Below are 22,124 nucleotides of genomic sequence, written 5' to 3' on the forward strand. Positions count from 1 at the left end.
TCCGTTGTGAAAACATTTGGAACGGGGGCCTAAAGCCCTCTTTCTTTTTTTATGACTATGCGTTTTTATGGCCTACGCAGAAGAATACCTTCCGCATTTGCAAATATATGCAAGCATTATTATTTATGCAAATTCAATCGGTATTAATTTATATATGTAAAATATTTCGCTAAATTTTGCACGGTCTTTGGTTTTTTAGTCGAATTGTATGTATATTTGCATTAAGAACATCTATCGCTTAAGCAGTAATGTCTCCGTTGTTTTCCATAATAACTGTCACGTACAATGCCGAATCGACATTGCCACCGACGCTTGAAAGCGTGCGGGAGCAGACATGTAGCTTGTATGAGTACATCGTGATGGACGGCGTGTCAAAAGACAAGACCCTGAAACTTGCTATCGATGCAGGCATACCGCAAGCCAAGATATCCTCAAGCAAGGACACGGGCATATATGACGCCATGAACAAGGCTATAGACATTGCTACCGGCGAATACCTGATATTTCTTAATGCGGGCGACACATTCCATAGCGCCGACACTCTGGATAAAATAGCAAAAACCATAATGGACTATGACTTCCCCGGCATAGTATATGGTCAGACCGACCTTGTGGACAGCCAACGTCGCTATATAGCTCCGCGTCATCTCACCGCACCCGACCGGCTTACACTCAAAAGTTTTGCCGACGGTATGGTAGTATGCCATCAGGCATTCATCGTCAATCGCAGACTGGCCCAGCATTATGACTTGAAATACCGGTACTCGGCCGACTACGAGTGGTGCATCAGATGTCTGCAGCGTTCACGCCGCAACGTCTATATACCAGCCACCATCATCGACTACCTCAACGAAGGCACTACGACAGCCAACCGCCGTGCCTCGCTGATAGAGCGCATGCGCATCATGGGCTACTACTACGGATGGATACCGACAATAGCGAGGCATGTCGCATTTATTCCACGCTTCATCAGACAGCGTCGTAAAGAGCGCTCCGCGCTGAACAGCCTTGAATGACATTCTTCATTAAGACAATAATTATATAATTAAACAAAATACATTGTATTATGAAATTTTACGTAGCAGAAAACGAAAAACCGGTGGGGCCTTTCGAGATAAGCCAACTCGTGGCCCGCGGTCTTAAAGGCTCTGACCTTGTATGGGCTGAAGGATATGAAACTTGGGTCCGTGCTGACAGTGTGTATGAAATAAAAGAAGCTCTTGCAGCACCTACCACACAGGCCGACGCATATCGCGAAACGGCCATACCACAGCTACCTAACGAAAATACGACTTCGTTATGTCCTCCTCCCCCTCCCTACCAGCAGCCGTATCAGCAACCCCTTCAGCAACCCCAGCAAAACTACATGGCTCCTCCTAAAAGCTGGCTCGTCGAGTCTATCCTCGTCACCTTGCTGTGCTGTCTGCCGTTCGGTATAGTAGGTATAATTAACGCTGCCAATGTCAACAGTCAGTGGAGCGCCGGACGCTATGATGAAGCTGAAAAATCATCGGCAAACGCCAAACGCTGGACCATAATCGGAGCCATATCCGGATTCGTTGTAGGCATAATTTATATCGGCTTAATGGTATTTGCAGCCGTATCAGGCAATTTGGAATGATTATAAATACTACTTTTCATGTGGCGTACGAAGTTGAACCCGACTTCAAGAAGTGGATATTAAACACTTACATACCGTACGCCAATGTCGACTGCGGCCTATCCGACCCTCTTTTCATGCGCATACTCGCCGATATGGAAGGAGGGACGGGCTATGCCGTACAACTTAAAAGTGCTTCCGTGGAGGCAACCGAACAGTGGCTTGAATGTCAACAACCCGTCAAGCTGGCCGAAATGTCCTCCATATGGGCCGACAAAGTCATGTACTTCACTACAATCATGGAGGAGGTAGCTCCGTGAGCGCCTTTCGTAACGAATCGCTCCGCGATTGGGAACGCATAATCATCGGCATCGATCCCGGCACCAATGTCATGGGCTACGGTGTGCTCGGTGTAAAACGCGGCAAGCCGGCCATGATAACCATGGGGGTAATAAAACTAAACAAATTTGAGTCGCATTACCTGCGGCTCGGTCATATATTCAAACGCGTCACCGGCATATTGGAACAATACCTTCCCGACGAGATGGCCATCGAAGCCCCATTCTTCGGAAAGAATGTACAGTCCATGCTTAAACTCGGACGTGCGCAAGGAGTGGCTATGGCGGCTGCCATAAACCGCGACATATCAATCACCGAATACGAACCCCGCAAAATAAAGATGGCAATAACAGGCAACGGAGGTGCCGCCAAGGAGCAGGTACAGGAAATGTTACGCCGCATACTTGATATACCTCGCGAAAATCTATTGCCCGAACTTGATGCCACCGACGCCCTCGGCGCAGCTTTGTGTCACTTCTACGAGTCGTCCAAGCCCGACATAGCGAAAGGGCCCCGTTCATGGAAAGAATTTATTGCAAAAAATCCCGGACGCGTCAAGTAGCCTATCCATATAATACCTAATACCAATTAGAAAACATAACTGACACCTCGTCATTTTACTTGATTGATGCTATTGCCATCGCAGTTGCTAATTCCTAATTTTGCATATCATTGTTTGGTGACAACAAAATGACAATTATTTTATAATGTATTTATAAAAGAAGATATCTGTATTAAGTTAATTACGTCCGTTTGTGTTAAAAAACGCTAAAACGAATGAGATAGTTAATAAGTATTAATACATTTATTATATCTTTACGACAGATTATATAATATTTTGTTAGCAAATGTTGGCAAACCACAACAAATTGCAAATTTATCAACCATTCACATTTCATTAACGTATGAAAAAGCTGCTTTCATTACTAATTGCAATCGCTTTTTCCGTGTTGACAGTGACAGCGCAACATCAGCACGCCCATCACAACACGGTGAAGCTGTCGGGAACAATCTTCGAAAGAGATAATTCCGACTCCATACCCTTAGAGTATGCAGTAATAGCACTGCCAGACTACGGCATGTCCACGGCATCACGCATCGGTGGATACTACGAGTTCAGCGGAGTACCCAAGGGCAAGACACTGCTCACAATCACCTATGTAGGTAAACTTCCGGTAGAAAAGACTGTCAATCTGACCGCCAACACTGTCCTCGACTTCACCCTTGAAAACGAGAACTTCCGCATCAAGGAAGTGACAGTTACGGCTCAGGCATCAAAAGCAGGGCAGTCAACATCATCAATCATCGGCCGCACAGCCATGGACCACATGCAGGCTACAAGCCTCAGCGATGTCATGTCGCTGTTGCCGGGGCAATTGTCAACGGAACCGAACCTCAGCGCAGCCAAAACCGCTAACATACGCGGTTCAGGCTCAATGAACTCACTCGGTACCGCTATTATACGCGACGGCGCACCGCTATCCAACAATGCCAACCTGTCGACCATAAACCCCACCATAGCAGGCAAAACGACAGCTACAGGCGGAGGTGTTTCGGCAACTACCGGTATTGACATGCGTACTGTCTCCACCGACAATATCGAGTCGATCGAAGTTATCCGGGGCATACCCTCGGTAGAGCACGGCGATCTTACATCCGGTGCTGTAATTATAAATTCCAAAGCCGGACGCGAACCTCTACGCATTACGGCCAAGGCCAATCCGAAAGTATATATGGGTTCGATCGGCACCGGCTTTCTCCTCGGTGAAAACCGCGGAGCGCTCAACGTCAACGCCGACTACGCTCACAATACCAACGATCCTGTGGAGTCCTACAGGACATATCAGCGCATATCGGCCAGAACGATGTACTCCAAGCAATTATGGCGCAATTTCAACAGCAACACATCGTTCAACTTCTATTACGGAAAGGATGCCCGCGACCTAAACCCCGATGACGAGGCTTCCAAACGCGCGTCCCGCGGAGAGGAATATAATTTCAACCTCAACACCAACGGTACGTGGAACATCAACAAAGGTTGGCTGAAATCACTCCGTTATGTAGTGTCAGGTACCTACGCCTTGAAGAAATCATTCCATCAGGAAATGATGGTGTCCAACAATACACCATACTCAATGACCACCACCGACGGCACCGTTCTGTCCAATTTCGCCGGTCAGGATATCTTCGATGCCGAAGGCAACAAAATCACGAATTTCTCCGATATAGACAAAGACAAATTCAGCTATAAGCTACCTGCCAACTACTTCTCACGCTATAATATCGATTCACGTGAAGTAAACGTATTTGCCAAAGTGGTAGGTACACTGTTCAAGCAGACAGGTATGGTCAACAACCGCATACTTTTCGGCGCCGACTTCCGTACCGACGGCAATGTAGGTCACGGTAAAATTTGGGATCCCACGGCACCGCCCGAGCGTGAAGTTACTTCTGCCAACGGCTCATACCGTCCGCGCGATTACAGCGACATACCGTTTATAAATCAGGTCGGTGTATTTGCCGAAGAAAACTTCACATGGCAGCTCGGACTACGCGAACTGCGCCTTCAGGCCGGTGTACGTTACGACCATGCATCGGAGGTAGGCGGCATTGTATCGCCCCGCTTCAACGGTTCGTTTGAATTGATACCTAATAAACTATGGATACGCGGTGGTTACGGTGTGACCGCCAAAATGCCGACACTGTTATACCTGCATCCTGAACAGGCCTACTTCGAGTACAAGAATCTTGATGAAATCGGAAGTTCAAAAATACCTGAAGAAGAACAACTCTTCATCACAACTACCAAAGTATACGATGTATCAAACAAAAATCTGAAAATAGCCTCCAACCGAAAAGCAGAAGCGGGTATCGACATGAAATTAGGCCAGATGACATTCTCTGTCACCGCATTCCGTGAACAGCTTAAAAACGGCTATTCACTCAACAAGACTTTAGATACATTCATGCCGTTTATGTGGGATGAGTACAAGCGCAATGCCGACGGCCAACTCGAACTCAAGTCAAGTAACTCAGTATTGTCTTCGTGGTTCACGCCTGACAACTGCATAAACTACACATCAAAAGGTATAGAATTTGACTTCAACTTCGGACGTATCGAAAAAATCAACACCAGCATATCGCTTAACGGTTTATATATACGCGATAAGAGCAATAACAGTTCATATACCTTCTATGAGCCTAATAATGATAAAACAGCCGACAAGCGAACCGATGTGGCCATCTATGCCCCGGGCACGCTTCACTCTTACAGCGACCGCTTCTCAACAGCATTGCGCGTCACCCACAACATCCCGAGCATAGGTTTCGTAGTGACACTCACTGCCCAGACCGTATGGAAAGATGCCAACTGGGGTAAATACGGCAACGACACAATTCCCATCGGATACCTGTCCCTGCAGGACGCCAAGCCCGTATTCTTCGAAGAGGGCCTCTTCAACACCGTGCAGGATGTAAAGGACGCCGGGCTCAACCATCTGCTTAAAACCAACGTGGCTCATCCGCTGGAAGTAAAGGAGAGCTACAGTCCCTACTTCTGCTTCAACATCAATGTAACAAAGGAAATCGGCGACATGATGCGTGTATCGTTCTTCGCCAACAACATGTTCCGCAGCTATCCCCGGCATGAATCAAAGCGATATCCCGGTTCCTTCGTCTTGCTTAATAATCGCTTCTACTTCGGTATAGAACTTGCATTGACTCTTTAAAAATATTGAATCATGAAGATTATAAAATATATAGCATCAGCATTTCTGACATTGACGCTTGCTTCATGCGGGCAGTTCAATGAAGCGTCTGACTCACCCACAGTCGACGGACTTACCATAGACATAGATCTAAACTCGCTTATAGCCACCGACGGCCGTGCTGACGGCGGCATAACGTTCGGCGATATGACCGTCAAGATGGATAACTATATTGAAGGTCTGCATTACGAGCAAAACTTTACCGGCTCCTCGACCAAAATCGAGAACGTAGTGCCCGGTATCTATACCATCCTTATATCAGGTCACGGTTATGATGCCGATGGGCAGGAGTTTATCGTAGCAGGCAATCTCGTCAACAAATCGCTTATCGAAAACTCGCCCATAATCATCGACGTAAAAGGGTCGGTAAAAGGCAGTCTTGTATTCTCGGAAATATATTACTGCGGCTCCAAGCCTGAAAATGCATTCTCATACTTCCGCGACCAGTTCTACGAAATCGCCAACAATACCACCGAGGTGCAGTATCTTGACGGACTTCACTTTGCCCATCTCGAGACTATCGACTTCGACAAAGTGCGCCCCGTATGGCCGAGCGAAGACGGCGACAAGTATATCTATGTCGAGCGTGTATGGAAAGTGCCCGGCAACGGCACCGACTATCCCCTGCAACCCGGAGAGTCATGTGTAATCGCCCAATTTGCCGCCAACCACAAGTTGGAGATCTACAATCCCACTTCGCCTGTTGACTGCTCGAGCGCCGAATTTGAGTTTAACATGAACAATGTCAACTATCCCGACCAGCCGGCAGAAGATATGGTTCACGTATTCTACGACGGCAACTCTACAATGACCGGCATGCAGTATCTTACATCGGTGTTCGGCACGGGATATGTCATCTTCCGTATTCCCGAGGACGAGGTATGGGATCCTGTCAACAACATGTCGCTTCAGGCCAAGAACGCCGCCAATGAATGGTCAGGCATATCGGCGAAAGTCCCCGTCTCTTATGTAGTGGATGCTGTGGAATGTATCCGCAATGCATCGTACGTTGACGCTAAAAATATACCCGCTGTACTTGACGCAGGTTTTGCAACCATAGAAGGCGCTTATCTGAGCAAGTCCATAACACGCAAACTCGACGGTGACGGACATGGAGCCAACGGCGCCATACTATATCAGGACAGCAACAACACAACCGACGACTTCGAAGCAGGTGTCACTCCGGTGCTTCACCGCCACTCCAAGATGCCGGCATGGAATCACACTCTCAAATAAGTAACTTAGTTTAAATCACTGAATAAAATGAGTAACTTCATATATAAAGCGGGCGCGCTCGCTATACTTATAGGCGCGACTTCGGCACATGTATCGGCACAAGGCTACACCTCGGCCTCGCTTGAGTTGCTGAAAGAACAGAAACTGTGGTTTCATTCGTCAAACGCAGCCGGAGCGGCACTCGACAATCTGCAGAATTATTCACTCGTCAACATAGGCTACGGCATGACAAAAGGCGACTTCCACCGCCCGCAGCAAGGTGCCGAGGAGAAAAGCTTATCGGTCGGTTGCGAAGGCTTCCTCAACCTGAACAGCGCATATGCATGGGGCGAATTCAACTTCGAGCAGCGCAACATCAACGATGCGTCGTTCAACGCATCGATAACCGACCCATACCGCGGTATGCCGTACTTCATGGCCGACACTCATCTTAGCAACTGGCGCAACCAGTATTATGACATGAAATTCCGTGTAGGAACTCCCTTCTATTGGGACCGCCTCGCCATCGGTATAGAGGGTGTATACAAGGCTTCGCTCGCCGCCAAGCAGCTTGACCCGCGTGTCGACACCCGCTACTTCCAGCTCGACATCAATCCCGGTGTGGTTTACAAGATTGACAACCACAACAGCGTCGGAGCCGACTTCCAGTTCTGTACGCTTAAAGAAGACTCACGCATGACAAACGTGAACGTGACAGTAGCACAGACCTACTACATACTATACGGGCTCGGAGTGGCTTCGCAGCAGATAGGCGACGGTGAACGTCTTGATTATCACGGCACAAAACTCGGTGGAGGTCTGCAGTACAACTACCGTGTCCAAGGCTTCAACCTGCTCGCAAGTGTCGACTACTCTCGCCGTGTAGAGAATTTTGACCGTAACCCCACTGTGCCAAAGAAAGATGCCTCAGTCAACGACCATATCTGGGACGCTGCCCTGACAGCTCATCTTACCGGTAGAAACTGGAGCAATTTCCTGACATTAAAAGGTAAATTCCGCGACATGGACGGCATACAGTATGTGAGCACCTACGACAACTCCGATTCGTTTCAGGGATGGGTTGACATATACCGCTCCATACGCTCGACCTATAAGACGACCCGCTTGTCAGCCGACTACTCGCTACTGCGCAACCGCGACACCGAATATGCTTGGCGTGTGGATGCCGGAATAGACTACGTGAAGCAGGACGATAAATACATTCTGCCGGCATCATCAATGGATTCTGAAAACCTGTATATGCATCTTGCAGCACGATACAACGCCAAACTCGGCAATCAGTTGCGCCGCCGTATGCTTGTGAGCCTCAACGGAGGATACAATAATAATCTGTCAGGCCAATACGTATACGGAGGAGCCAATCCCGAATATCCCACCGTCACTGACCTCACCGGTATGGATGAAGCCTATATGACCACCGACTATTACCGTCTCGGAGCATCGGCTGAATACTCGCAGCAGTTCAGCAGCACACAGAATATGAATTTCTTTGCACGCGCGGCGTTCAGCTACACAAAAGCTTCAGGCGACATCTTCAATCACCGTAACAACGTGCTGTTCTCCATTGGAATAAATTTCTAACCATCTAAATCACAAATTACCGATAATGAAATTAAGATCATTAATAGGTTGTATGGCTTTAAGCAGTCTGTGTCTGGGCATTCAGGCACAGACCATTGTCAAGCCGGCCGCCAAAATAACCAGAACGTCATTTGCTGTAATCACCGACACTCCTACATGGCAGGCATGTGCCGATGAGCTGCAAAACTATGCCGACGTACTTGCCGAAGAAGAACTTCCTACGTTCATCGTGCATCACAACTGGAAATCACCGGAAGAAGTAAAAAAAGCAATAAAGAATCTACATAAGAAACATAATCTTGAGGGTGTGGTTCTGGTAGGCGACATACCGGTCCCCATGATACGCAAGGCCCAGCACATGACCTCTGCTTTCAAAATGGATGAAGAAAAATATCCGTTTGTTGACTCTTCAGTACCCTCTGACCGCTTCTATGATGACTTCAATCTGAAATTTGATTTTCTTAAGAAGGACCCGGAAAAACCGACATTCTTCTATTACGAACTTGCGGCCGACTCTCCGCAACAGATAAAATGTGATATCTATTCCGCCCGGGTAAAACCCGTCAAGAACGGAGAGGATCCGCATAAGCAGATTAAGAAATTTTTCAACAAGGCAGTAAAAGAGCATCAGTCAGGCAATAAACTTGATCAATTCTTCTCATACACCGGTGAAGGCTCTTATTCCAATTCCCTTACGGCTTGGACACAAGAGGCTCTAACCATACGCCAGCAGATGCCCGGAACATTTGATTCGCCCACCGCTCCCGGACGTGCACGCTTTATGCGCTACAACTTCAGCGAGTATCCGAAGGAAGATGTCATGAGCATGCTTCGCCGCGATGATCTTGACCTGTCGATATTTCATGAACACGGCATGCCGGAACGCCAATATCTGTCAGGCACTCCTGAAGTTGAATATGCTGACGACGCCATAAACCTCATAAAGGAATCGATGCGCGACATGGCCCGACGCTGCAATGGCGACTCCGCCAAACTCGCCGACTTCAGCCGCAAGTACACCGATATGGGATTTGACTCCTCTTGGTGGGCCGGATATGACAAGCCGGAAATGATAAAAGCCGACTCTCTGAGCGATTTGCGCCGCGGTCTCGTGCTGGCTGACATAACCGAAACGGCTCCCAACAGCCGCATGGTCATATTTGATGCCTGCTACAACGGCGACTTCCGCGAGCCTGACAACATAGCTGCCCGCTATATATTCTCTGACGGCAAGTGCGTTGCCACATTCGCCAACAGCGTCAATGTACTTCAGGACAAACAAGCCAACGAGTTGCTCGGACTACTATGGCTCGGCAGCCGCGTAGGACATTGGGCACAGGAAACAAATATCCTTGAAAGCCACATAATAGGAGACCCGACATTTCGTTTTGCACCGTCGTCTGACGACATCGACATAACCGAAATACTCAGCCGCCCCTATAACGAGAATGCCGAGCTCGAACTGCTCGGAACCACCCACCCCGACGTACGCAGTCTGGCCTTGCACCGTCTGTGGCGCCACGGCTACAAAGGCCTGTCGCCCATACTGCTTGAAATATACCGCACATCTCCTGTAGCGATGGAGCGCTATACAGCCATGAGCCTGCTTGAAAAACTCGGCGACGCCAACTTTGACCAAATACTTGCCGAAGCCATTAACGATCCTAATGAATTCATACGCCGCAAAGCCGCCAACTGGATGGGCCGCGTCGGTCATGACGAGTATGTGCCTGTGCTTGTCGATGCATATTTCGCCGACAATCAGTCAGCTCGTGTGGCGTTCAATATCGAAATGATACTGCGCGCTTTCAGTGACGAAGCCGTCGATAAAGCCCTTGACGGAAAATCAGGAGAACTTGCATCCAAACTGCGCAAAGCCTATGCTTACCGCGCCGAGAGTGACGCCACCGTACTTGACAAAAATGCGAACAAGACATGGCGCATAGCTTTTACCAACAGTCTGCGCAACAATAACATCCATGCCTCGCTGCCAGAATACATCGCACTGATGGAAGATTCTGCCGAGGACGAAGATGTACGCATAGCCATGATCAAAGCCCTCGCATGGTACGACAAATCATACCGCCGCAACGAGATAATGGCGGCATGTGATCGTCTGCGTAAATCCTCCGGCTCATCAAAAGCTATAAAAGATGAGGCGCGACGTACTTATTTCCGACTTAAATAAAACCGTATTACCGATATGAAATTTATATATACACTGCTGCTCGGATGCGCCGCATTGGGCGCTATGGCAGCACCCGTGGTGGAAAAACCGACCCGACAAGACATATCCGTGGCGTTTGCCATAATAACCGACAACGCCACTTACCAAGCCACACGGCCCGCAATGATGCGTTACCGCGATGCCGTACAGAATGACGGTCTTGCCGCTTACATAGTACGCGACGACTGGAAGTCGCCGCAGGATGTCAAGGATGCCATAAAGAAAGTATACAGCGAAGCTCCCGGTCTTGAAGGCATAGTGCTCGTAGGCGATGTGCCCGTAGCTATGGTAAGAAATGCCCAACATATGACCACAGCATTCAAAATGAATGAAGACAAGTTTCCGTTCATCGAGTCATCGGTACCTTCCGACCGCTTTTATGACTGTCTTGACATGGACTTCCGTTTTCTAAAGCAGGACGAGGAACAGCCCCATCTGTTCTACTATGAACTTACCGAGGACTCCCCACAGAGGCTGAATCCTACATTTTACTCGGCGCGTATACGTTATCCTAAACTGCGTGGAGGCGACAAATACGAAGCTGTAGCCCGGTTTCTTGACAAGGCTGCCAAAGCCAAGGAAGCAATGAAGAATGACAGACTCGACCGCGTAGTGTCATTCAACGGTCATGGCTACAACTCAGACTGCCTCATAGCATGGATGGACGAGGAAAAAGCCTATCGTGAGAATTTTCCTCTCGCATTCAACACCGCAACCGACTTCAAGCATTGGAACTTCAGGATGATGCACCCAATGAAATACAAGCTATTTGATGAGTTGCAACGTCCTGAAGTAGACCTGTTCATGTTTCATGAACACGGCGCTCCCACTACCCAGTACATAAACGGCAGTAAGCCGGCCATGTCTGACAAAGACCGTTACGATCTGCTCAAAAAATCAATATACTCACGGGTACGGCGCGCCATAAAGAAAGGCAATCCGGAGAACGAAGTTGTCGAAGCCTTTGCCAAGGAGTATGCACTAACCGATGACTTCTTCAAGGATTTGAATAATCCTGAATACTGGCGCCGCGACTCTATAGAGAGCAGCGAAATCAACATCGAGGCCGAAGACTTTCACCACCGTACTACATGGCCCAAGATAGTTATGTTTGACGCATGCTACAATGGGTCGTTCCACGAAGACGATTACATTGCCGGAGAATATCTGTTCAACGATGGTGGTACCCTCGCCGCTCAGGGAAACACCCGCAATGTACTTCAGGACCGCTGGACAATCGAGATGATAGGATTGCTCTCTCATGGCATGCGTGTGGGACAGTATAACCGTCTTGTAGCTACACTTGAAGGCCATCTGATGGGTGACCCGACATTACGCTTCGCTCCTGTGGAAGCCAACACCATGTCAGCCGACGCCACTCTGCGCAAGACCGATACCGACTATTGGAAAGGTCTGCTCGGCTCACCCTACGCCGACGTCCAGTCACTTGCGCTGCGTATGCTTGCCGACGCAGACACCGACCGCACCTTGTCGCCCATGCTGCTTGAGGTTTACCGCACCTCACCCTTCAACACTGTGCGCATGGAAGCTGTAAAACTGCTTAGCCGTTACAATAACTCCGATTTCACCGAGGCCGTACGGCTTGGCATCAATGATCCTTATGAACTGGTGGCACGCCTGAGTGCCGACCATGCCGGAAACATAGGTGATCCTTCGTTACTTCCCGCTCTCATACTTCTGTACATTGACGGAAACGAGCGCGCACGTGCGGCATACAACGCCAGCAATTCACTGTCGCTTTTCCCCATAGACGACGTAGTGAAAGCCGTTGAGGACTACTATGCTTCGTCAAACCGCTACAATGCGGTAGCGGAAAAAGAGCGCGTGATCAATGGACTTAAACGCACTCACAATAACTTCGTGAAGCGCACCAACGACGAGATTGCCGACACAACTCTGAGCGATGACAAGCGCATATCGTCAATACGTTTTGTACGCAACAATCCTTATCATCCTTACCTTGACCTATACCTTGGCATAATCGAGGACTCCGCCAACTCCGACGCAGTGCGCGTGACTATGGCCGAGGCACTCGGATGGTTCAACCATTCGGTACGTCGTCAGGAAATCATAGACTTCTGCAATCATATGCTCAAACGCGATGATCTACCCGACACTCTTAGCGCCGAGCTGTTGCAGACCCTCAACCGTATGCAAAACTGACACCAATAACCTTTACAAGAACGGAGCCGCACCAATATCGTGTGGCTCCGTTCTTGTTTTTAATGATATACATACTGTGGTAGTCAGTATAGCCATCACTGACAGCGATTACTGATCCAGCGGGCAAAACGGTCAAGGCCTGATGCGAGAGTACTGCGAGGGCAAGCGAAATTGATGCGGACGAAGCCCTCACCGGCTGCGCCGTAATGAGTGCCTCCGTTTATCCACAGATGCTCTTGCTCCATAAGACTATCCTCTATGCAAACAGACGTAAGTCCAAGTGCCCGGCAGTCTATCCATGCGAGGTAAGTGCCTTCAAGACGCGTTACGGTAAGCTTAGGGAAACGGGCTTCAATGTATTCTTTCATGTACATATAGTTGTCGTAAAGATACTCCAAAAGCTGACTCAACCACTCTTCACCCTCGTTATATGCCGCAATAAGACCGACAACACCAAACGGATTGACATCGCACACTTCATTATCATTTATGGCTCTGTCTATAAGCGCACGCCGTGCAGTATCGGAAACTATTATATTGGCTATCTGAAGCCCTGCCGTGTTGAACGCTTTGCTCGGCGACACACATGTCACCGAGTTGTCACGATACTCCGGCCCTAAGGAAGCAAAAGGCACATAGCGATATCCCGGAAAGACGAGTTCACAGTGTATCTCGTCGGCCACGACAATAACTCCGTGACGGCTACATATATCACCGAGCCGACGCAACTCGTCGGCACTCCATACCCGGCCTCCGGGATTATGAGGGTTACATAATACAAACAGCTTTACGGCCTTATCGGAAGCCTTGCGCTCGAAGTCATCGAAGTCTACGGTATACTTTCCGTCATTATACAGCAATGCGCTTTCCACCGCATGGCAACCGTTGTTTCTTATCGATGAGAAGAAACAATTGTATACAGGAGTAAGTAGAAGAACACCGTCACCCGGTGAAGCCAAAGCCTTTATTATAGCCGACACAGCCGGCACCACACCTGACGTGTAGATAAACCATTCACGCTTCAACTCCAGTCCATGCCGCCGGCCAAACCAGTTTATGACAGCCGTGTAGTACTCCTCAGACACCAGCGTGTAGCCGAATACTCCGTGTTCCACTCGCCTCCGCAAGGCTTCCACGACAGCAGGAGCGGTACGGAAGTCCATGTCGGCCACCCACATCGGTAGCGTGTCACGTTCGGCCGCGCTATCCCACTTGTAGGAGCCTGAGCCGCGACGGTCCACTATCTCGTCAAAGTCATATCGCATAATCACTTCCTTATGTCGATTATACAATCGGCCGGAGCCTTGACGTTTCCATCTATTATTATATCGCCTATGCTATCGGCGACAATGTGTCCTGAAGTCGGATTCTTTATACTTGTAATGTGTCCGGTAAGCCGTGCATTTACAGTGCTGTACTCAAAACACAGGTCGGCGTCGGCATCCATCGTACAGTTTTCCATAACAAGTCCGCTCGCATAGCACAATGCCTGCGTGCCTGATATGCGGCAGTTTACGAGTCGCAGATTACGCGAATGCCAGCCGAGGTATTCCCCGTTTATCTCCGAGTCATAGACCGTGACATTTTCAGTTCCCCAGAAAGCATCTTTGGAGTTTATAACCGCATTGCGTATGGTGACATTGCGGCAATATTGAAAGGAGTAATTGCCGTTCTGTACGTAGCGGTCTATATCGATATTCTCGCTATGCATAAAAAGATAATCGGCATTGTCGACACGCACGTCGCGTAATTTCACATTACGGCAGTGCCACAAAGTCTCCTGCGCATCAGGAATAGTCACGTTTTCGAGACTTATACCGTCCATCTCGCGAAACATTTTCGGCGCTTCGACAAGAGTATCGCTCATCTGAAGCCCGCGCGAGTACCACAGCGCCGCACGCGCGCCCGAAGTGAACAGACAGTTTTTTATAACAAAACCGTCGACATGCCAAAACGGATACTTGCCCTCAAACCGGCAGTTGACAGCCGTAATGTCGCGGCACTCCTTGACAGCCGACTCGCCGGCATGTACAGTGACATTCTCAAGCATCAGACCGTGTGATGCGAACAACGGACGTTCGCCGCCAAACTCTCTATCCTTTATAAGTTCCATATCATTTAGTATTGTATATTTTTTCGTAGGGTACAAAGTTACAAGTTCCGGTCCTATGTACGATTACCATTTTTATTCAAGTACATACCATTTTTGCAGGGTTATGTCAAATCCGTCGCATCCAGCGTCCGTAGCGCAAACGAATAAGAAATATGGCACCTCGGAAACACAATTCGATACACATAGCCAGCCATACACCCTGAAGCCCCATGGCCGGAGCCAATATGGCGGCAAGAGTGATACGTACCACCCACATACTGCCAAGGTTCATCACACTCGGCACAAGAGTGTCACCTGCACCGACAAAAACACCGTAAGCCACTATCGACGCCGCAAACATAGGCTCGGCAAAAGCCTCTATCCTCAATGCGGCGGCACCGAGCTCCCGTATCGGCACTACCTCGGTCATAACACCCATTATCGATGGAGCTGCAATATACATAATTACACCCATGACAGTCATGACCGCCATACCGAGCCACACCGATATCCACGCAAAACTGCGGGTGAGCTCACGACGTCCGGCGCCGAGGCTCTGCCCCACAAGCGTGGTGGCCGCGTCGGCTATGCCGTAGCCCGGCATGTAACACAGACTCTCGGCTGTTATGGCAAAGGCATTGGCTGCGATAGCGAAGGTGCCGAGCGGGGCCACGATGACTGTAAGAAATATCTGTGCGCCACACAGCACGGCATGCTCGGTACCCATTGGAAGCGATATACGCGCAGCCTTTCTCAGACAGTCGCGCGTAGGCAGAAAACCGCCCTTGACCCCTAAAATGCTCAGGTCCTTGGAACGTACACAAGCATACCACATCATCAGCACTGCAGTCACAGTCTCGGCAAGTACCGTGCCGAGCGCGGCACCAAGCACTCCGAGACCTGCTCCCGGCATAGACATACTCACGCCGAATATATCTATGTCACGAGCTGGAAATATCAGAAAGAAGTTAAATACCACATCCATCGCACACATGAGCATGTTAAGCAGACTCGGCACGTGCATGTTGCCGCTGCAACGCAGCATGGCCCCGCCCAAGAAGTTGAGCTGCAGAGCGGGAAGAAACAGTGCAAACACAAAGAAGTACAGACTCGCGTCGTGGCATATGTCATCGGCGCCCCCGAGCCATCGCGGCAGACCGCCGCTTATGCCGCACCCTACGGCGGCCAGCAACAGACTGAACACAACCGTTGAGGTTATGGCCTGACGAAATATGGAGCGTGCGCGTGAAAACTCGCCGGCTCCTATGGCATGGGCCACCTGAACCGAAAATCCCGTGGCAAGCGCAGTGAGCATGCCCCAGAAGAGCCATGTGGTGGTCGACACGATACCTATCGAAGCCGATGCCTCGGCGCCGAGATGCCCCACCATCGAAGCATCGATAAACTGCATGACTATCGACGACAGTTGCGCCACAATCGCGGGAGCGCTCAGCTTCACGGTAAGGAGCAGTTTACGGCGGCCGTCAAGTTCACCACCCGACCTTATAAGCCCTAACAGTTCGGTGCCTTCAGTAAGTTTCATAGGTCACACCTGCATGACTGGCATCATAACAGTCCGTTGCCCGCCTTGATGATGTCGACCATTATAGGTTTCAGGCCTCCCACGAAGCACTCCACGGCTATCACCATAAGTATCAGTCCCATAAGACGCATCATGACGTTGTTGCCCGTCTCGCCGAGTATAGGCACAAGCCGTGTCGACGCCCGAAGTATGAGGTATGTCAGCAGATATATGATGGCGATGCTGCCTATAAGCGTGGCCTTCATCTCCCATGTGGCGGCATTCTCCATGAGCATGATGCCGTTGGCTATGGCCCCGGGGCCGCACAGCATCGGTATCGACAACGGTGTTATCGATATGTCGTTGGCATACACTTTCACCTCGTCATCCTTCAGCTTCGTATGTGAATACTTGGCCTGAAGCATGTCAAAGCCAATCTTCATGATAATGAAGCCGGCGGCAATACGGAAGCCGTTGGTCGAAATGCCGAAAAGACTGAACAGCACCTGACCGCACACGGTAAAACTGATGAGAATGACAAACGACACTATCGTGGCACGCTTGACAATGCGTGCACGCTGTTCATTGTCAATGCCTTTGGTCATCGAAAGAAATACCGGCATGGTGCCGAGCGGATTGGTCAATGTAAAAAACGACGTCAAGCAAATAAATGCGAACGGAAGCAGACTGTCCATACAATAATCGGTTTATAGTCGCCGCAAAGTTACTACTTATTTTTCACAATATCACTTTTATCAGCACATTGAATCAGCAAGCGCCAAACAATTGCCGGCGGCTGACCGCTCCTTAGTTTAACTTATTGATAATCAAAGAGAAGCATTTATCATGCATAACATCTTATACCATCACATATAACATCGCAAGCAATGCGCTGATAATCAGCCTGTTACGCAAAAGGCTATTTTTTGTTCAAAAATTAAAAATCCACACCGCCATATCGCTCTGTATTTCAAACAATTGCGAAGGAGCTTGTTCAATATTGAATCGGGTTGATTTTCGTCGTATTTCTTGCGCGGGCCATAACTTTGCCTATGTCCGACAGGGTCATTTTCGACACTTCGCGGCCTATTAATACATTAATTTATTTACATCATGTATCACTTAAAAAAGCTATGGCCTGTTTTGGCCCTGTCGCTGATGCTGTTCACGGCATGCGACACCGATGAGCGGCCGCCCGAGGCAGTCGACGAACATCTGCCTCCCGACATCGAGGCGGCGCGCGAGTATTTCAACGAGTATGCATCACAGGAGGTCGAGTATGAACTCATCGGCATGCACCCGGGTGCAATCGCCGCCGACTGGACCGACGTTACCACCGTGGTGCGCGATGACATGACTGTCTACAATGTCGCGCTGTTTACCGAGGCCCGGTATTCAGGCTCGTTCTACATTGACCCGGAAGTAAGCGAGGAGTCATACTCGACAGCCATTTACCAACGGTTGATTGTGTGCCGCTACCCCGCCGGATACTATGCATGCTTCCTCGCTTCAATAATACCGGCAGCCGACTGCGCCACGATGAACCGCGAAAAAATCAGCGACATGTTCATGTGCGGCGACAATGGTGAGCGGGGCTTCTCCGGCATCGTAACGTACGCGACTGTAACAACCAACTACACCGTCATGATCGAGCAGTATCGCGACGGGAAGGGGGTAAGGCGTCTGTCGCTGTACGAGCCCTATGATGATTATAACGCGCTTATTGATGAAATGAGGCGTATGATCGGAGCAAAAAACATTTCACGTCAACTCGTTGCCACTTCCCGAAGTGGCGGCGAGTTCGGCTCCGGCATCACACTGCCCAATGTAGACGTAGTAGGCAACGGTGGTGGTAACGGTGGCGGCTCCAACCCCGGCGGTGGGGTGCCGACACTTCCTCCTCCATATCAGCCTCCCGGACCCTCATATCCCGGCGGCAACAACACCCCACCCGTATTCCCTCCCGGATACGATCGGCCCGGCAACGGAAATATAGGTAACGGTGGTAACAACAATGACGGGACAGATGATAGTAAGCCTAAGCCATATGTAAAGTCCTCTACCGACAAACTAATAAGGCCCAATATTGAATCAATGACATTTGAGAGCCAACTAAGCAATACATGCGTTTCAACTTCAATGGTCAATGCATCAATACTTTTAGAAGACCCTCTGGATCAAGGTAAATTAGACAAATTTTATATACAATTTTATAAAGGGCCAGATGGCGAACCTATAAAAATTACTACATATTATAATCAAACGGGGGTTTCTTTTTTCGAAAGAGAACGTGATTTTGTTAGTCATTTCTTCGAGGTGCGACCATTCTTTACATTTCATGAGGCACTAACCAACAACATACCAATATTAGGTACCATATCAGGAGGAGATAATTCTTATCATTGCGTACTAATCATTGGTTATACAGAAAAACAACATTTAATATATGTCGATCCAACTGATGCAAAAATATACACTGCACCTACTGATTACTTCTACGATTTAAACATTACAATAACTAAAGTCAAAAAAAGATGAAAACTATACATTGTTTAATAATTGCAATTTCGTTTTGCTACTCAATGATGTCGGCTCAAACGACAATAATAACTACAAGCCAACTCACCAAACATGAATGGCTATTCATTGAAAAACCATCGGAAAATCTTTACGAAGGTTACCGATTCGATGATAAAAACATATATACGTTTGTTGATTATGACGGTCGTGCTGAAGTTTCTGCACCATATTATTTATCCGGCACTCCTGACACAGTTTTTGACAAGTCTAAGGTAGGGAAAAACAAATCAGGTAAATATATAATTGTCGATTGGGAAACTCGTCTGACCGTTGATAGTCCGTGGGAACACATCACAGTAATTTATCAGGTACTTGATGCTTCAGACAATAGTTTATTATTGGCACATCCCAAGAAGTTAAGTCAGCAACTGCGATTAACACCATACTTTAAAAATTAGACATTGATTTACATTTATTATGAAATGGCCTGTCTTCATTATCTTTGGCATAATGTCGTTTTTGCCGACAAATGCACAAACAACGATGGACAAACTTATAGGAAAAGACTGGGAATTGCAATTCAGTAGCGGGAACCATCCATCAGAAGGAATACACTTCACTGAAACAGAATCATTATATTTCACATATTATTATGGACGAAGAGAGACAACTACACCATATTATCTATCGGATACTATTGATAAAGTTTTTGACAATTCAAAAATAGGAAAATCAAAAAACGGGAAGTACATAATAGCAAATCCACGATTTAGGCCAACGCCAAATGACCCATGGAAAAGACTTACCGTTGTCTTTAAAATAATAGTTCTAAATGACACTGTCCTTCAAATTGTTGATATAAACAATCCAAGATACCCCAAAACACTAAAAATACGTCAAGAAGAATGATGAGTCAATAATTATCATGATATAGTACAAGCCATTTCTATATCCATTATATCATCATCTTTTATGGACTACCATGTAATTTGATTATACTCAAGAGACTGTGTCGTAATTAAGGTTAACGGCACAGCCTCTTATAATGCCCTATAAATATGCTACGATATATATTTGCTATCGCATTGGCCACAATATTGTCATGCTGTTCAGGCGGCCGATACTCCGCCGAAATCGAATATGTTCTTGAGCTTGCGGGAGATAACCGCACTGAGCTTGAAACTGTGCTCAACCACTATTCGACAAACAAAGATGACAGTATGAAGCTGCGTGCCGCCGAATTTCTTATCATAAACATGCCGGGTAAATATACCGAAGAATACGATGCTCCGTGGGAAGATGTCGCCGCTGCTCTATACAGATGGTATGACATTAAGGATAAAGATTCATTGCTGCACAGTCATGGCATAGGGAAACCGCATATTAAGGAGGACGTAAAGCATATATCAGCTAAATATCTGATTGACAACATCGACCGTTCATTTGATTCATGGGATAAAGCGCCGTGGAAAGAGCAGATAGATTTCGAGACATTCTGCGAAGAGATATTGCCCTACCGCATAGGTCATGAGCCTCTTGAAAACTGGCGTCAAAAAGCTACAATGACATTCAGCGATTTACAGAAGTTTTTCGACACCAATCCCGACATAACAATAGCCGAAGCATGCTCTATGGTGAACAGATTGCTTCCACGCTTCACTTGGGTAACGTACCCCGTACCGCCGATGAACTACTCCATGTGCATGGCTACTCCTCGGGGCACTTGCGATGAAATGTGTGCATTGGCAATGTTTGCCATGCGTGCACTTGCCATACCGGTTACCCGCGATTTCACTCCCGCATGGCCCAACAGTACCGGAGGCCACGCATGGAACAGCGTTTACATCGGTGACGGCAAACACACATCTTTTATGGGTACGGAGTATGCTCCGGGGGAAGAGCATCTCGGCACACGACTGAAGAAAGCAAAAGTTTACCGTGATGATTTCGCCTCAACAACTGATGTATCCGATGAATATAACGACTGCCGCTATTCGGCATCAGTACCGGTAGACAAATCATACGGTAATAGCGAGATACACTTACTTTCCGCAGGCAAACGAGCTACAACCTCCGTAGCAATAACCAATGCAGAGAATGATACGGCACGATTCCGGAATATAGGTAAAGATATATTGTACGCTCCGGCGGTTCTAATAAACGGACAATACAATATCGTCGGACATCCATTTATGATGGAAGCATCGGGTCGCATAAATGTGCTTTCAGGCAATAACGGATACGAGTTATTGGAAATAAAAGATATAGGCTTCGAACAATCAATGCTTTTCAGGATGCAGGGAGGAGTATTTGAAGGCGCTGACAATGCCGACTTCAGCGACAGAAAAGTATTATATACGATAACCGATATACCGACTGCCGCTTTCAGCAGAGTAAGAATTCCTGACTGCAATAAATATCGCTACGTACGCTATGTAGCACCCAATGGTGCCAACGGTAATGTAGCCGAAATAATGTTTTATGACGATGCCGGCCATAAGCTGAGCGGGCAATGCATTGGTACGGCAGGTTCATGGTATAACTCCGGCTCGACATGTGACAAAGTTTTTGACGGTGACGTATATACGGCTTTTGACGCACCACAAGGGTATGGCGATTATGCTTGGGCCGGACTTGATTTAGGGCATAAAAGCACTATCGCAGAGATATCATATCATCCGAGAATAGAGGATTGCCGCCCGGTTGAAGGACGTACTTATGAAATATTCGGTCTAATCAACGGCTCGCATGAACTGATAGGCCGCTTCAAAGCTCACGGACAAAGTATAGAAGCATCGTTACCGGGCAACACGCCTCTATATATACGCGATACTGTACGCGACATGGAAAGCTACCGCTATTTTATAATCCGAAACGGCAAACAGATATGGCTGTAATTAGAAATAAAACCGGAGTGTTCATTTCTCTGTTTACCACTTGTATGGTAATAACAGGCCCATTGTTATGCGGATATATCAATGCCCCGATGAACAGGGAGATTGCAGCCGCTTACATATCTACAGCAGCACTGTGTTGCATCGCGATTGTGGTGGTCT

Annotated in this window: 17 protein-coding genes; 13 read left to right on the forward strand and 4 right to left on the reverse strand. The window is 48.1% G+C overall.

From position 1 onward, the window contains the following. The first annotated feature begins 248 nt into the window (after positions 1-248). The 9 genes from FW767_RS02220 (at position 249) to FW767_RS02260 (ending at position 12,934) form a co-directional block, all read left to right on the forward strand. Positions 249-1,016 carry a glycosyltransferase family 2 protein gene (locus FW767_RS02220; RefSeq protein WP_121698138.1) on the forward strand — a complete coding sequence of 256 codons (768 nt, stop codon included), beginning with the start codon at positions 249-251 and terminating at the stop codon, positions 1,014-1,016. Positions 1,017-1,066: 50 nt separating this feature from the next. Then, a complete protein-coding gene (locus tag FW767_RS02225; protein WP_121698137.1) occupies positions 1,067-1,621 on the forward strand; it encodes a CD225/dispanin family protein in 555 nt (184 codons plus the stop codon). Positions 1,622-1,641: 20 nt separating this feature from the next. Next, the gene (locus tag FW767_RS02230; RefSeq protein WP_205523782.1) at positions 1,642-1,920 is read left to right on the forward strand and encodes a DUF4286 family protein; all 279 of its coding nucleotides are present in this window, start codon (positions 1,642-1,644) and stop codon (positions 1,918-1,920) included. Then, positions 1,866-2,501 carry a crossover junction endodeoxyribonuclease RuvC gene (ruvC, locus tag FW767_RS02235; RefSeq protein WP_121698135.1) on the forward strand — a complete coding sequence of 212 codons (636 nt, stop codon included), beginning with the start codon at positions 1,866-1,868 and terminating at the stop codon, positions 2,499-2,501. The genes FW767_RS02230 and ruvC overlap by 55 nt, the downstream gene beginning before the upstream one ends. A 343-nt stretch (positions 2,502-2,844) precedes the next feature. Then, positions 2,845-5,667, forward strand: a complete 2,823-nt coding sequence (locus FW767_RS02240) for a TonB-dependent receptor (protein WP_150980314.1) — start codon at positions 2,845-2,847, stop codon at positions 5,665-5,667. A gap of 12 nt (positions 5,668-5,679) precedes the next feature. Next, on the forward strand, positions 5,680-6,942 hold the full coding sequence (locus FW767_RS02245; protein WP_121698133.1) for a DUF4876 domain-containing protein: 1,263 nt from the start codon (positions 5,680-5,682) through the stop codon (positions 6,940-6,942). 27 nt (positions 6,943-6,969) lie between these two features. Next, positions 6,970-8,523 carry a DUF6850 family outer membrane beta-barrel protein gene (locus FW767_RS02250; RefSeq protein WP_121698132.1) on the forward strand — a complete coding sequence of 518 codons (1,554 nt, stop codon included), beginning with the start codon at positions 6,970-6,972 and terminating at the stop codon, positions 8,521-8,523. Between the two features lie 52 nt (positions 8,524-8,575). Then, positions 8,576-10,711, forward strand: coding sequence for a HEAT repeat domain-containing protein (locus FW767_RS02255; RefSeq protein WP_235897980.1), 2,136 nt, complete (start codon positions 8,576-8,578; stop codon positions 10,709-10,711). Between the two features lie 15 nt (positions 10,712-10,726). After that, positions 10,727-12,934, forward strand: coding sequence for a HEAT repeat domain-containing protein (locus FW767_RS02260; RefSeq protein WP_121698130.1), 2,208 nt, complete (start codon positions 10,727-10,729; stop codon positions 12,932-12,934). A 95-nt stretch (positions 12,935-13,029) separates the two neighbouring features. Here FW767_RS02260 and FW767_RS02265 read toward each other — a convergent pair whose 3' ends face one another. The 4 genes from FW767_RS02265 to FW767_RS02280 form a co-directional block, all read right to left on the reverse strand. After that, on the reverse strand, positions 13,030-14,199 hold the full coding sequence (locus FW767_RS02265) for a MalY/PatB family protein (protein ID WP_121698129.1): 1,170 nt from the start codon (positions 14,197-14,199) through the stop codon (positions 13,030-13,032). Between the two features lie 2 nt (positions 14,200-14,201). After that, the gene (locus FW767_RS02270; protein WP_121698128.1) at positions 14,202-15,047 is read right to left on the reverse strand and encodes a DUF3737 family protein; all 846 of its coding nucleotides are present in this window, start codon (positions 15,045-15,047) and stop codon (positions 14,202-14,204) included. A gap of 106 nt (positions 15,048-15,153) precedes the next feature. Further along, positions 15,154-16,569: an MATE family efflux transporter gene (locus FW767_RS02275; RefSeq protein WP_121698127.1), complete on the reverse strand. Its 1,416-nt coding sequence runs from the start codon at positions 16,567-16,569 to the stop codon at positions 15,154-15,156. A 23-nt stretch (positions 16,570-16,592) separates the two neighbouring features. Continuing rightward, complete coding sequence (locus tag FW767_RS02280) at positions 16,593-17,243, reverse strand: MarC family protein (protein WP_121698126.1); 651 nt, start codon at positions 17,241-17,243, stop codon at positions 16,593-16,595. A gap of 418 nt (positions 17,244-17,661) precedes the next feature. Here FW767_RS02280 and FW767_RS02285 point away from each other — a divergent pair, with 418 nt between their 5' ends. The 4 genes from FW767_RS02285 to FW767_RS02300 all read left to right on the forward strand — a co-directional run bounded on the left by FW767_RS02285 (position 17,662) and on the right by FW767_RS02300 (position 21,965). Continuing rightward, positions 17,662-19,086, forward strand: a complete 1,425-nt coding sequence (locus FW767_RS02285; protein WP_121698125.1) for a C39 family peptidase — start codon at positions 17,662-17,664, stop codon at positions 19,084-19,086. Beyond that, positions 19,083-19,526, forward strand: a complete 444-nt coding sequence (locus tag FW767_RS02290) for a hypothetical protein (RefSeq protein ID WP_147438689.1) — start codon at positions 19,083-19,085, stop codon at positions 19,524-19,526. Before FW767_RS02285 ends, FW767_RS02290 begins: the two co-directional genes overlap by 4 nt. An 85-nt stretch (positions 19,527-19,611) precedes the next feature. Next, complete coding sequence (locus FW767_RS02295; RefSeq protein ID WP_147438688.1) at positions 19,612-19,977, forward strand: hypothetical protein; 366 nt, start codon at positions 19,612-19,614, stop codon at positions 19,975-19,977. Positions 19,978-20,126: 149 nt separating this feature from the next. Beyond that, entirely contained in the window at positions 20,127-21,965 is a 1,839-nt protein-coding gene (locus FW767_RS02300; RefSeq protein ID WP_121698122.1) for a transglutaminase domain-containing protein, read from the forward strand. Positions 21,966-22,124: the final 159 nt, after the last annotated feature.

The organism is Heminiphilus faecis (genome assembly GCF_008728965.1).
GTDB lineage: Bacteria > Bacteroidota > Bacteroidia > Bacteroidales > Muribaculaceae > Muribaculum > Muribaculum faecis.